The sequence below is a fragment of the Streptomyces sp. NPDC090741 genome, from assembly GCF_044769045.1.
GTDB lineage: Bacteria > Actinomycetota > Actinomycetes > Streptomycetales > Streptomycetaceae > Streptomyces.
On the sequence record NZ_JBIVXF010000009.1, the window covers coordinates 311,910 to 324,749 of the forward strand.

11 protein-coding genes are annotated in these 12,840 nt (G+C 71.4%); 3 read left to right on the forward strand and 8 right to left on the reverse strand.

All coding sequences use genetic code 11. The annotated features are described in order from the left end of the window. Positions 1–45: 45 nt before the first annotated feature. From opcA to tkt, 4 genes are read right to left on the reverse strand one after another with little or no spacing between them, the layout of a single operon-like run. A complete protein-coding gene (opcA, locus tag ACIQU4_RS25085; RefSeq protein ID WP_403734715.1) occupies positions 46–1,080 on the reverse strand; it encodes a glucose-6-phosphate dehydrogenase assembly protein OpcA in 1,035 nt (344 codons plus the stop codon). Further along, entirely contained in the window at positions 1,077–2,603 is a 1,527-nt protein-coding gene (zwf, locus tag ACIQU4_RS25090) for a glucose-6-phosphate dehydrogenase (protein ID WP_328925079.1), read from the reverse strand. Before zwf ends, opcA begins: the two co-directional genes overlap by 4 nt. A 5-nt stretch (positions 2,604–2,608) precedes the next feature. Continuing rightward, the gene (gene tal / locus ACIQU4_RS25095) at positions 2,609–3,727 is read right to left on the reverse strand and encodes a transaldolase (protein WP_403734718.1); all 1,119 of its coding nucleotides are present in this window, start codon (positions 3,725–3,727) and stop codon (positions 2,609–2,611) included. A 35-nt stretch (positions 3,728–3,762) separates the two neighbouring features. Next, positions 3,763–5,850, reverse strand: coding sequence for a transketolase (gene tkt, locus ACIQU4_RS25100; RefSeq protein ID WP_403734721.1), 2,088 nt, complete (start codon positions 5,848–5,850; stop codon positions 3,763–3,765). A gap of 255 nt (positions 5,851–6,105) precedes the next feature. Here tkt and ACIQU4_RS25105 point away from each other — a divergent pair, with 255 nt between their 5' ends. The 3 genes from ACIQU4_RS25105 (at position 6,106) to ACIQU4_RS25115 (ending at position 8,671) form a co-directional block, all read left to right on the forward strand. Further along, positions 6,106–7,053, forward strand: coding sequence for a heme o synthase (locus ACIQU4_RS25105; protein ID WP_403734967.1), 948 nt, complete (start codon positions 6,106–6,108; stop codon positions 7,051–7,053). A gap of 39 nt (positions 7,054–7,092) precedes the next feature. Then, the gene (locus ACIQU4_RS25110) at positions 7,093–7,437 is read left to right on the forward strand and encodes a hypothetical protein (RefSeq protein WP_403734724.1); all 345 of its coding nucleotides are present in this window, start codon (positions 7,093–7,095) and stop codon (positions 7,435–7,437) included. 106 nt (positions 7,438–7,543) lie between these two features. Beyond that, a complete protein-coding gene (locus ACIQU4_RS25115) occupies positions 7,544–8,671 on the forward strand; it encodes an amidohydrolase family protein (protein ID WP_403734726.1) in 1,128 nt (375 codons plus the stop codon). Between the two features lie 27 nt (positions 8,672–8,698). Here ACIQU4_RS25115 and ACIQU4_RS25120 read toward each other — a convergent pair whose 3' ends face one another. The 4 genes from ACIQU4_RS25120 to ACIQU4_RS25135 form a co-directional block, all read right to left on the reverse strand. After that, entirely contained in the window at positions 8,699–9,667 is a 969-nt protein-coding gene (locus ACIQU4_RS25120) for a heme A synthase (RefSeq protein ID WP_403734969.1), read from the reverse strand. A 25-nt stretch (positions 9,668–9,692) separates the two neighbouring features. Then, positions 9,693–10,841 carry a hypothetical protein gene (locus ACIQU4_RS25125; protein ID WP_403734729.1) on the reverse strand — a complete coding sequence of 383 codons (1,149 nt, stop codon included), beginning with the start codon at positions 10,839–10,841 and terminating at the stop codon, positions 9,693–9,695. 84 nt (positions 10,842–10,925) lie between these two features. Next, positions 10,926–11,708, reverse strand: coding sequence for an ABC transporter permease (locus ACIQU4_RS25130; protein WP_403734732.1), 783 nt, complete (start codon positions 11,706–11,708; stop codon positions 10,926–10,928). Next, a complete protein-coding gene (locus ACIQU4_RS25135) occupies positions 11,705–12,631 on the reverse strand; it encodes an ABC transporter ATP-binding protein (RefSeq protein WP_403734735.1) in 927 nt (308 codons plus the stop codon). The genes ACIQU4_RS25130 and ACIQU4_RS25135 overlap by 4 nt, the downstream gene beginning before the upstream one ends. Positions 12,632–12,840 lie beyond the last annotated feature (209 nt).

A 12,840-nucleotide genomic window follows, 5' to 3' on the forward strand; every position in this document is an offset into this window, starting at 1 on the left:
CTGCGCGGGGCGGGAACAGGCCCCGCCCCGCGCAGCGGGTGCTGGCTACTTGGCCGAGGCCTTCTTCGCGGGCTTCGCCGCGGGCTTCGCGGCCGGGGCCTCGGCCTTGGCCGGAGCGGCCTCGGCCTTGCCCGGAGCGGGCACCGGAGGCGCCGCCGCGGCCAGCTTGGCCACGCCGAACTTCAGCGCGGCCTCGTAGGTGTTGTCCGGGTCCAGCCGGCGCAGTTCCTCCGCCAGGAGCTCGGCCGTGTCCCGGCGCTTGAGCGCCACCGCACGGTCGGGCTGCCCCGGCATGCACAGCGTCGCCAGCGAGCCGTCCGCCCGGTCCAGGACGATGTCCCCGTCCTTGGTCTCCAGCCGGACCGAGGTCAGACCGGGACCGCCCGACGTCGTACGCCGGACGGGCACCTGGAGGCGGTCCGCCAGCCACATGGCCAGCAGCTCGCAGCTCGGGTTCTCCTCCTCGCCCTCGACGACCACCGAGGCGACCTTGACGGCCTGCTGGTCCAGCGCGGCGGCCAGCATCGAGCGCCACGGCGTGATCCGGGTCCAGGACAGGTCCGTGTCACCCGGGGCGTAGGCCGCGGCCCGCTGCCCGAGCCCCTGCTCCGGGTTCTCGCAGGCGTACGTGTCCGAGATCCGGCGCTGCGCGAGCGCACCCAGCGGATCGCCCGCCAGGTCCGACGGGGCACCGTCCGGCCACCAGACCACGACGGGTGCGTCCGGCAGGAGGAGCGGGAGAACCACGGACTGGGCGTGGTCGACCAGTTCACCGTGAAGGCGGAGCACCACCGTCTCACCGGTGCCGGCGTCCGCCCCGACGCGGACTTCCGCGTCGAGACGGGCGTCGCGGCGGCTGCGCGGCGAGCGGCTGACCCGCTTGATGACGACGACGATCCGCGAAGGGTGTTCGTGGGACGCGTCGTTCGCCGACTTGAGCGCGTCGTACGCGTTCTCTTCGTCGGTCACGATCACCAGCGTGAGGACCATGCCGATGGCCGGCGTGCCGATGTCCCGGCGCGCCTGCACCAACGTGGCGTTGATCTTGCTGGAGGTGGTCTCCGTGAGGTCGATCTTCATGGCCGGCGCCAGCTCCGTCCGTCTCGTGCGAGCATCTCGTCCGCCTCGACCGGGCCCCAGGTTCCCGCCGGGTACTGCGCGGGCTTGCCGTGCTTGTCCCAGTACTCCTCGATCGGGTCGAGGATGTTCCAGGACAGCTCGACCTCCTGGTGGCGCGGGAAGAGGTTCGCGTCACCCAGCAGGACGTCGAGGATCAGCCGCTCGTACGCCTCGGGGCTCGACTCCGTGAAGGACTCGCCGTACGCGAAGTCCATCGTCACGTCCCGGACCTCCATGGAGGTGCCCGGAACCTTGGAGCCGAAGCGCACCGTCACGCCCTCGTCCGGCTGGACCCGGATGACCAGGGCGTTCTGCCCCAGCTCCTCGGTCGCGCCCGACTCGAACGGCAGGTACGGGGCCCGCTTGAAGACGACCGCGATCTCGGTCACCCGGCGGCCCAGGCGCTTGCCGGTCCGCAGGTAGAACGGGACGCCCGCCCAGCGGCGGTTGTTGATCTCCAGGCGGATGGCCGCGTAGGTGTCGGTCTTCGACTTGGGGTCGATGCCGTCCTCTTCGAGGTACCCGACGACCTTCTCGCCGCCCTGCCACGCCGCCGAGTACTGGCCGCGCACGGTGTGCTTGCCCAGGTCCTCGGGGAGCTCGACGGCCGTGAGGACCTTGAGCTTCTCCGCCACCAGCGCCTTGGGGTGGAAGGAGCCGGGCTCCTCCATCGCGGTCAGCGCGAGCAGCTGCAGCAGGTGGTTCTGGATGACGTCGCGGGCCGCGCCGATGCCGTCGTAGTACCCGGCCCGGCCGCCGATGCCGATGTCCTCGGCCATGGTGATCTGCACGTGGTCGACGTACGACCGGTTCCAGATCGGCTCGAACATCGTGTTGGCGAAGCGGAGCGCCAGGATGTTCTGGACGGTCTCCTTGCCGAGGTAGTGGTCGATCCGGAAGACCTCGTCCCGCGGGAAGACCTCGTGGACGACCTTGTTGAGCTCCTCGGCGCTCTTCAGGTCGTGCCCGAAGGGCTTCTCGATGACGGCACGCCGCCAGGAGCCCTCCTTCTGCGCCAGCCCGTGGTTCTTGAGCTGCTGGACCACCTTGGGGAAGAACTTCGGCGGCACGGACAGGTAGAAGGCGAAATTGCCGCCCGTGCCCTGTGCCTTGTCCAGGTCGTCGATCGTGGACTTCAGGGTCTCGAACGCCGCGTCGTCGTCGAAATCGCCCTGCACGAAGCGGCAGCCCTGCACCAGCTGCTGCCAGACCTCCTCCCGGAAGGGGGTGCGCGAGTGCTGCTTGACGGCCTCGTACACCTCCTGGGCGAAGTCCTCGTGCTCCCATTCACGGCGGGCGAAGCCGATCAGCGAGAAGCCCGGCGGCAGCAGCCCCCGGTTCGCCAGGTCGTAGATGGCGGGCATCAGCTTCTTGCGCGACAGGTCACCCGTAACGCCGAAAATGACCAGGCCGGACGGCCCCGCGATGCGCGGGAGCCGCCGGTCCTGTGCGTCACGAAGCGGGTTCGCTCCGTTCACAGACAAAGTGTTCAGGCCTCCGTGGGGGCAAGGCGCTCGAGCTCCGCCTCGGTGGACTTCAGCAGGTCGTTCCAGGACGCCTCGAACTTCTCGACGCCCTCGTCTTCGAGCAGCTGCACCACATCGTCGTACGAGATGCCCAGCTTCGCGACCGCGTCGAGCTCGGCGCGGGACTGGTCGTACGTGGCGCGCACGGTGTCACCCGTGATCTCACCGTGGTCGGCGGTGGCCTCCAGGGTGGCCTCCGGCATCGTGTTCACCGTGTTCGGGGCGACGAGGTCGACCACGTACAGGGTGTCCTTGTACGCCGGGTCCTTGACGCCCGTCGAGGCCCACAGCGCACGCTGCTTGTTGGCGCCGAGGCGCTCCAGGGCGTTCCACCGGTCGGAGGAGAACACCTCTTCGTAGGCCTCGTAGGCCAGACGGGCGTTGGCGAGGGCCGCCTTGCCCTTCAGCGCCTTCGCCTCGTCGGTGCCGACGGCGTCCAGGCGCTTGTCGATCTCGCTGTCCACGCGGGACACGAAGAAGGAGGCGACCGAGTGGATCAGCGAGAGGTCCAGGCCCGCGGCCTTGGCCTTCTCCAGACCTGCCAGGTACGCGTCCATGACCTCGCGGTAGCGCTTCAGCGAGAAGATCAGCGTGACGTTGACGCTGATGCCCTTGCCGATGACCTCGGTGATCGCCGGCAGGCCGGCCTTGGTCGCCGGGATCTTGATCAGCGTGTTCGGGCGGTCCACCAGCCACGCGAGCTGCTTGGCCTCGGCGATCGTCGCCGTGGTGTTGTGGGCCAGCCGCGGGTCGACCTCGATGGAGACCCGGCCGTCCTGGCCGTCGGTGCGGTCGTAGACCGGGCGCAGGATGTCGGCGGCGTCGCGGACGTCCGCCGTGGTGATCATGCGGATGGCCTCGTCGACGGTGACCTTGCGGGCGGCGAGGTCGGCGAGCTGCTGCTCGTAGCCGTCGCCGCTGCTGATCGCCTTCTGGAAGATCGACGGGTTGGTGGTGACACCGACCACGTGCGACTGGTCGATGAGCTCGGCCAGGTTGCCGGACGTGATGCGCTTGCGGGACAGGTCGTCCAGCCAGATCGCCACGCCCTCGTCGGAGAGGCGCTTGAGTGCGTCTGTCATGGGAATTGCATCTCCTACTGGTTCGTGTACCGGTGTCAGCGCGCGGCGGCGGTGATGGAGTCCTTGGCGGCGGCGGTGACGGCCTCGGGGGTGAAGCCGAACTCGCGGAAGAGCACCTTGGCGTCGGCGGAGGCGCCGAAGTGCTCCAGCGAGACGATCCGGCCGGCGTCGCCGACGTAGCGGTGCCAGGTCAGGCCGATCCCGGCCTCGACAGCGACGCGCGCCTTGACGGACGGCGGCAGGACACTGTCCTTGTACGCCTGGTCCTGCTCCTCGAACCACTCGACGGACGGCATCGAGACGACGCGGGCCGGGATGCCCTCGGCCTGCAGCGCCTCGCGCGCGGCGACGGCGAGCTGGACCTCGGAGCCGGTGCCGATGAGGACGACCTGGGCGTCGCCACCCTCGGCCTCGAAGAGCACGTACCCGCCCTTGGCGGCGTCCTCGTTGCGCTCGTACGTCGGCACGCCCTGGCGGGTCAGCGCCAGACCGTGCGGGGCGCCCTTGCCGAACACCTTGGTGTGGCGGCGCAGGATCTCGCGCCAGGCGATGACGGTCTCGTTCGCGTCGGCCGGGCGGACCACGTTCAGGCCCGGGATGGCGCGCAGCGAGGCGAGGTGCTCGATCGGCTGGTGCGTCGGGCCGTCCTCGCCGAGGCCGATGGAGTCGTGCGTCCACACGTACGTCACCGGCACGTGCATCAGCGCGGACAGGCGGACGGCGTTGCGCATGTAGTCGGAGAACACCAGGAAGGTGCCGCCGTAGATGCGGGTGTGGCCGTGCAGCGCGATGCCGTTCATGGTCGCGGCCATGGCGTGCTCGCGGATGCCGAAGTGGACGGTGCGGCCGTAGGGGTCGGCCTCCGGCAGCGGGTTGCCCTTCGGGAGGAAGGACGAGTGCTTGTCGATCGTGGTGTTGTTGGAGCCGGCCAGGTCGGCCGAGCCGCCCCACAGCTCCGGGATGACCGAGCCGAGCGCTTCGAGGACCTTGCCGGAGGCCGCGCGGGTGGCGACGCCCTTGCCGGTCTCGAAGTCGGGGAGCTTGTCCTCCCAGCCGGCGGGCAGCTCGTTGGCGTTGATGCGGTCGAACTCGGCGGCGCGCTCCGGGTTGGCGGTGTGCCAGGCGGAGAAGTCCTTCTCCCAGGCGGCCTTGGCCTCGCGGCCGCGGTCCAGCGCCTTGCGGGTGTGCGCGAGGACCTCGGCGGAGACGTCGAAGCTCTTCTCCGGGTCGAAGCCGAGGACGCGCTTGGTGGCGGCGACCTCGTCGTCACCGAGGGCCGAGCCGTGCGAGGCCTCGGTGCCCTGGGCGTGCGGGGCCGGCCAGGCGATGATCGAGCGCATCGCGATGAAGGACGGGCGTCCGGTCTCGGCCTTGGCCGCGGCCAGGGCCTCGAACAGCGCCTTCGGGTCGAGATCGCCGTTCGGCTGCTGAGCGACGCGCTGGACGTGCCAGCCGTAGGCCTCGTACCGCTTGAGGGTGTCCTCCGAGACGGCCGTCTCGGTGTCGCCCTCGATGGAGATGTGGTTGTCGTCCCACAGCAGCACCAGGTTGCCGAGCTTCTGGTGGCCGGCCAGGGCGGACGCCTCGTGGGAGATGCCCTCCTGGAGGCAGCCGTCGCCCGCGATCGCGTAGATCATGTGGTCGAACGGGGAGGTGCCCCGGGCGGCCTCCGGGTCGAACAGGCCGCGCTCGTAGCGGGCGGCCATGGCCATGCCCACCGCGTTGGCGATGCCCTGGCCCAGCGGGCCGGTGGTGGTCTCGACGCCGGTCGTGTGGCCGTACTCCGGGTGGCCGGGGGTCTTGGAGCCCCAGGTGCGGAAGGCTTCGAGGTCGGCGAGCTCCAGGCCGAAGCCGCCGAGGTAGAGCTGGGTGTAAAGGGTGAGGGACGAGTGCCCCGCGGAAAGCACGAAACGGTCGCGGCCCACCCACTCGGGGTCCGCCGGGTCGTGCCGCATCACCTTCTGGAAGAGGGTGTACGCGGCGGGGGCCAGGCTCATCGCCGTACCGGGGTGGCCGTTACCCACCTTCTGGACGGCGTCGGCGGCCAGGATGCGGGCGGTGTCGACGGCCCGCTGGTCGAGATCGGTCCAGTCGAGCTCTGTGGTCGTCGGCTTGGTGCTCACCGTGGGTCAGGGCTCCTCTCCACATGTCTGTTACCCGGTGACGAACGGTGCACCGGCGCGATTCCGAGCCTACCCCCGTGACGGCGTGCAGCTATTCGAGTGCCCGCAGTCCGTCATGACGTCGGCGGCTCCGATCGGACCAACACGAGGCGACCCCCGCGCAGGGCGACGTAAGTGCAACGTCTAGAGTGGCGTGGTACGTGCGAGCCTTCAGCGGACCTTTATGTCCGGAGCTTGCTGGTTTCTCTGTCAGGGGTGTGCGTGACGGCCGTCGAATCCCGTCCAGCGGGGGTGCTCGGGACGAGCCCCGGTCACCGGCCGTTCGGGGCCCGGGTCATGGCTTTCGTGGCTTTGACCAAGCCGCGGATCATCGAACTTCTGCTGATCACCACAGTGCCGGTGATGTTCCTCGCCGAACAGGGCGTGCCGTCACTGTGGCTGGTCCTCGCCACCTGCTTCGGCGGGTACTTGTCCGCGGGCGGCGCCAACGCGCTGAACATGTACATCGACCGCGACATCGACGCGCTGATGGACCGCACCGCGCAGCGGCCGCTGGTGACCGGCATGGTGAGCCCGCGCGAGTGCCTGGCCTTCGGCATCACGCTCGCGGTGGTCTCCACCCTCTTCTTCGGGCTGCTCGTCAACTGGCTGTCGGCCGCGCTCGCGCTCGGGGCGCTCCTCTTCTACGTCGTCGTCTACACGATGCTGCTGAAGCGGCGCACCGCGCAGAACATCGTCTGGGGCGGCATCGCGGGCTGCATGCCGGTGCTCATCGGCTGGTCCGCCGTCAAGAACGAGGTCTCCTGGGCCGCCGTCATCCTCTTCCTCGTCATCTTCTTCTGGACGCCGCCGCACTACTGGCCGCTGTCCATGAAGGTGAAGGAGGACTACGCGCGCGTCGGCGTGCCGATGCTGCCGGTCGTGGCGGGCAACCAGGTCGTGGCGCGCCAGATCGTCATCTACAGCTGGGTGATGGTGGCGGTCTCGCTGCTGCTGACCCCGCTGGGGTACACCGGCTGGTTCTACACCGCGGTCGCGCTGGCGGCCGGCGGCTGGTGGCTGTGGGAGGCGCACGCGCTGCACGCGCGGGCCAAGTCGGGCGTGACGGGCGCGAAGCTCAAGGAGATGCGCCTGTTCCACTGGTCGATCACGTACGTGTCGCTGCTGTTCGTGGCGGTGGCCGTGGACCCCTTCCTCCGCTGACACTTCCTCCGCTCATTACCCGCCGGTAGCATGCTGTCCATGGCAGACACCACGGCGGACACCGCAGACAAGAAGCAGGACCGGAAGGCCGCGAAGCTGGCCCGGCAGATCGGCGCGTTCGCCAAGCACCACGGCGGCGCCGAGGGCCATCTCGCGCACATCGGCCAGGCCGGCACCCGGATCGTCCTCGTCGGCACGGACGGCGGCTGGGGCGATCTGGTGGCCCCGACGCACGAGGTGGCCCGGCTGGCCGCCGAGAAGTCCGGCCTGACCCTCCACGATGAGTTCGACGGCGAGTTCGCCGCCCGTGTCAAGACCGGCCCGTACGAATGGTCGCGGATGGCCGGCATCCAGCTCGGCGGGGCGGCGAACCCGGCGGCCTGATCCCAGAGGTGGCCGCTCGGTCAACAGCACGAGCAACACCTCGCACCCCGCTCACCCGTTAGGACGTGTGGAAGCCCCTTCCTCACGTCCGCAACGGGATGCCCGGATGATCGAAACGCCGCCCTTGGTGGACCAGTACTGCCACGGAGTGCTCCGTACGGAGCTGGGCCTCGGCACCTTCGAGGCCCAGCTGATCCGCTCGGCCGGCCCGCCAGCCGCCGGGACCACCTTCTTCGACACCCAGACCGGTTTCGCGGTGCGCCGCTGGTGCCCGCCGCTGCTCGGGCTGGAGCCGCACTGCGCCCCCGCCCGGTACCTGGCCCGGCGGCGTGAGCTGGGTGTGGTCGAGTCCGGGCGCAGGCTGCTGCGGGGCTCCGGTGTCGCCGCCTATCTGGTCGACACGGGAGTGCCCGGCGACCTCACCGTCCCCAAGGAGCTGGCGATCGCGGGGGACGCCGACGCCTTCGAGGTCGTACGGCTGGAGCTGCTGGCCGAGCAGGTCGCCGACACCTCCGGCACGGTCCCGGCCTTCCTCGCCAACCTCGCCGAGGCCGTCCACCACGCCGCCGCGGCGGCCGTGGCCTTCACCTGCGGTGCGGACGCGGGGTACCCCGCGGTGCTCGGGCGGGATCCCGAGCCGCCCGGTCCGGGGGAGGTGCGGGGGGCGGCCGGCCGGTGGCTGGCGCGGCGCCCCAAGGGCGGGGCCGTACGGGATCCCGTACTCCTGCGGCACCTGCTGTGGAGCGCGGTGGCGACCGGGCTGCCGCTCCAGCTGCACACCGGGGCGGGCGCGGGGGAGCCGGGGCAGCGGCCGGAGCAGGCCGATCCGGCCCTGCTGACGGAGTTCGTACGGGCCACCGCGGGGCTCGGGACCCGGCTGGTGCTGCTCGGCGGATACCCGTACCACCGGCACGCCGCCCAGCTGGCGGCGGCCTTCCCGCACGTCCATGCCGATCTGGGCGCGGCGCTCGGGCAGAGCGGCGCGCGGGCGGCGGGGGTGCTGGCCGAGGTGCTGGAGCTGGCCCCCTTCGGCAAGCTGCTCTTCTCCAGCGGCGGGCGCCGGCTGCCCGAGCTGCACGCGGTGGGCGCCCTGGTGTTCCGGGAGGCGCTGGGCCGGGTGCTGGGCGGCTGGGTCGGTGAGGGCGCCTGGTCCTGGCGGGACGCCGAACGCGTGGCGGCCATGGTCGCGGCGGGCAATGCCCGCCGCGTCTACCGGCTGGACGAGCGAGGGTGAGCGACGCGGGGGCGGGGCCCCGGCGGCTCAGACTGCGGAGAGCTGCGGGTCGGCCTGCGCCGGGATCTCCGCCTGCGTCGCGGGCCGCTCCCGCAGGCTGAGCGCCACGCGGAGCACGGCGATCCACACCAGGCAGGAGCCGAGCATGTGGGCGGCGACCAGGGCCTCGGGCACGTGGGTGAAGTACTGGACGTAGCCGATGCCGCCCTGCGCGAGCAGCACGATCAGCAGGTCACGGGCGCGGGCCCGGGTGTCGATCGGCGCGTCGACCACGCGCAGCACCAGCCACATGGCCACGGCGAGCGCGCAGACCACCCAGGCGGAGACCGCGTGGACGTGGGCGGTGGCCGCCCAGTCGAACGGCATCCGCTTGATCTCGCTGCGGTCGCCCGCGTGCGGACCGGAACCGGTGACCACGGTGCCCGCCGCGATCAGCACCAGGGTGGTCGCGATCAGGGCCCAGGAGAGCTTGCGCACCGGACCGGGGACGCGCGGCCGGGGAGCGGTGTCGCCCTCGCGGGTGCGCTGCCAGGTGACCGTGGTGACCGTGATCAGCGAGGTGGCGAGCAGGAAGTGCCCGGACACGCTGTACGGGTTGAGCCCCGTCAGGACGGTGATGCCGCCGAGGACCGCGTTGCCCATCACGATGAAGAACTGGAGCCAGCCGAGCTTCGTCAGCGACCGGCGCCACGGCGTGGCCGAGCGGGCCGCGATGATGCACCAGCCAACGGCCGCGCAGAGCACGTACGTCAGCATGCGGTTGCCGAACTCGATGGCCCCGTGGAAGCCCTGCTCCTGGGTCACGATCAGGCTGTCGTCCGTGCACTTGGGCCAGGTGTCGCAGCCGAGACCGGAGCCGGTCAGCCGTACCGCGCCGCCGGTGACGACGATGAGCACGCTCATGACGAGCGCGGCGAGGGCGGCCCGCCGGACGATCCGGGGTGACGGGGTCCAGCGGTTGGCGAGGTAAGCGAGAGGGGTCAACACGGCCCTTATCGTACGCGGAGCCTTGTGCAAACTTTCACGAGGGGGTGTCCGCAGGTCCGCCCTGCGCTGTCTCCGGCCCGGCGGCCATGCGGAACCGGGCCCCCGCGGGGTCGCCTTCCTCGTGCCACCAGAGGTGGACGCGCCAAGGGACGCCGTCGCCGGGGTAGTCGGCGGACGCCGCGAACCCGTGTATCAATTCGGCGCCTATGTCCTCTGCTGTCCTGTTTCTTACTTCTGTTCCGCTGTGCCACGGATGTTCCTGTACGTTCCACAGCCCGTCAGGACCGCGCACCTCGAAGCGCCACACCGCGAGCCAGGGCGTGACCTCCAGCATCGTGCGCACCTGTTCGGCGCCGAGGCGCAGCCGGGCGGCGATCTCGGGCTCGGCCACGCCCTGGATCCGGGCCGCCACCACGGCCTGGGGCAGCAGGGGTTCGGGCAGCAGCCCCTGGGCGCGCAGACTCACCAGGGAGTCGAAGGACAGGAAGCGCAGCCGCAGTTCGAGCTGGCGGCCGATGTGGTCGAGGGCCTCCTCCGCCTCCTGGGACTCCTCCGCACCGGGGGCCGCGAGCAGCAGCTGGCGGAAACCGCCCTCCGCGTCCACCGCCCAGGCCACCGCCTCCTCGGCGGAGCCCAGCTCCGCGAGACGGTCCCCGAGGAACACCTTGGCCTGCGCGAGACCGCGCCGGTTGACCGGATCCTGCTGGTCCAGGCCCGCCCACACCTCGACCGCCGCCCGGGTCAGGTCCAGGGCGCGCTCACCCGCCGCCCGCTCCATCGCGCTCGGGCCGGACTCGGACGCCGGGCCCAGCGGGTAGCGGGGCAGCCGCACCTCGTCGCTCAGCGGCCAGGACAGCCAGACCCCCTGGTTGATCAGGCCCCGGGCGTACCAGCGGGCGTACTCCGGGGCGTGCCCGGCCGCCTGCTGCGCATGCCGCAGCCCCTCCTCCACGGCCGAGAGGGCACCGGCCCGGTCACCGCCGGCGAACCGGCGGGCCGCCAGGTCCCCCAGGCGCAGACCGAGCCGCGCCGCGCACTCCGGATCGGTCCGCGCCGGTTCGCGCAGCACGCCGATCAACTCCGTCAGCAGCGCCTCGGCCTCGGCCGGCGCCGCCCGTGCGGCCCCCGACCGGATCCGTGCCCATTGCGCGTCCAGCCGTAGAACGTCTTCCCGCTGCGCCATGTCCGCCCCCCGGCGTCCTGGTGTGCACCGCCCCCGCGGGGCGGCGCCCATCCTCCTGCCAGGCCAACGTCCGGGGGAAGGGATTCACTCCCAGCGGAACAGCTTCGCGGCGGCGCCGAGTCCGAGGACGGCCCAGACGGCGAGCACGGCCACGTCCGCCCACGGCAGCCCGGCGCCGTGCTGGAGCACCTCGCGCAGTCCGTCGGACAGCGCCGAGATCGGCAGCAGCCCCAGTACGGACTGAGCGGCTCCGGGGAACTTCTCCATCGGCACGATCACCCCGCCGCCGACCAGCAGCAGCAGGAACACCAGGTTGGCGGCGGCCAGCGTGGCCTCGGCCTTGAGGGTGCCCGCCATCAGCAGCCCGAGCCCGGAGAAGGCGGCGGTGCCCAGCAGGACGAGCGCGGCGACCGCGAGCGGGTTGCCGTGCGGGGACCAGCCCAGCGCGAAGGCGATCGCCGTCAGCAGCGCGATCTGGAGCACCTCGGTGACCAGCACGGACAGCGTCTTGGAGGCCATCAGCGCCCAGCGCGGCAGCGGCGAGGCGCCGAGCCGCTTGAGCACCCCGTAGCGGCGGTCGAAGCCGGTGGCGATGGCCTGCCCGGTGAAGGCGGTGGACATCACGGCCAGCGCCAGGATGCCGGGCGCGAGGAAGTCGACCGACTTCTGGGCGCCCCCCTCCTGAAGGGGCACGTCGACGATGTCGACGGCGGAGAACAGCACCAGCAGCAGGGTCGGGATGATCACGGTCAGCAGCAGCTGCTCCCCGTTGCGCAGCAGCATCCGGGTTTCCAGCGCCGTCTGCGCCAGGATCATCCGGGACACGGGCGCGGCCCCCGGGGCGGGGGTGAACGTACCGGCGCTCATGCGCGCAGCTCCTTGCCCGTGAGTTCCAGAAAAACGTCTTCGAGGCTGTGCCGCTCCACCGAGAGGCTGCTCGGCATCACCCCGTGCTGGGCGCACCAGGAGGCGACCGTGGCCAGCAGCTGCGGGTCCACGGCGCCGGTGACCCGGTAGACGCCCGCGGTGAGCTCGGCGGCCTCGGTGCCGTCGGGCAGCGCCTTGAGCAGCGAGCCGAGGTCGAGGGCGGGCCGGCCGGTGAAGCGCAGGGTGTTCTCTGCGCCGCCGCGGCACAGCTGCTCGGGGCTGCCGTGGGCGATGACCCGGCCGGAGTCGACGATGGCGACCTCGTCCGCGAGCTGCTCGGCCTCGTCCATGTGGTGCGTGGTGAGGACGACGCAGGCCCCGTCGGCGCGCAGTTCCCGTACGAGGTCCCAGGTCGCCCGGCGGGCCTGCGGGTCGAGCCCCGCGGTCGGCTCGTCCAGGAAGACCAGCTCGGGGCGGCCGACCACGGCCATGGCCAGGGCCAGGCGCTGCTGCTGGCCGCCGGAGAGGCGGCGGTAGGCGGTGCGGCCGCAGCCGCCCAGCCCGAGCCGCTCGACCAGGACGTCCACGTCGAGCGGGTGGGCGTACAGCTTGGCCATGTGGCGCAGCATCTCGACGGCGCGGGCGCCGGAGTAGACCCCGCCGGACTGGAGCATCACGCCGATCCGCGGGCGCAGCGCCTCGGCCTGGGCGACCGGGTCGAGGCCCAGGACGCGGACGGTGCCCGCGTCGGGGCGGCGGTAGCCCTCGCAGGTCTCCACGGTGGTGGTCTTGCCCGCGCCGTTCGGGCCGAGGACTGCGGTGACCGAGGCCTTGCGGACGGTGAGGTCGAGACCGTCCACGGCCGTTTTCGGCCCGTACCGCTTCACCAGTCCGCGGATCTCCACGGCGGGGTCATTGCTCATGCGGGTGAGTCTACGGAGCCGGGAAGGGGGGTCTCGGTCCCGGGGTCGAAGGGTTACGGACCTGCGTATTCATGACTTTTTCAGTCGTGTGGTCCTGGAAGGCTCGGCCGGTTTCAGTGACTTTTTGCGCAACTTGACGGGCACGTTCCCGCAAACGCCGTCGGCGGGGGATTGCAGGTGGGAGCCGTGTACCGGTTCACCGGAGGGCT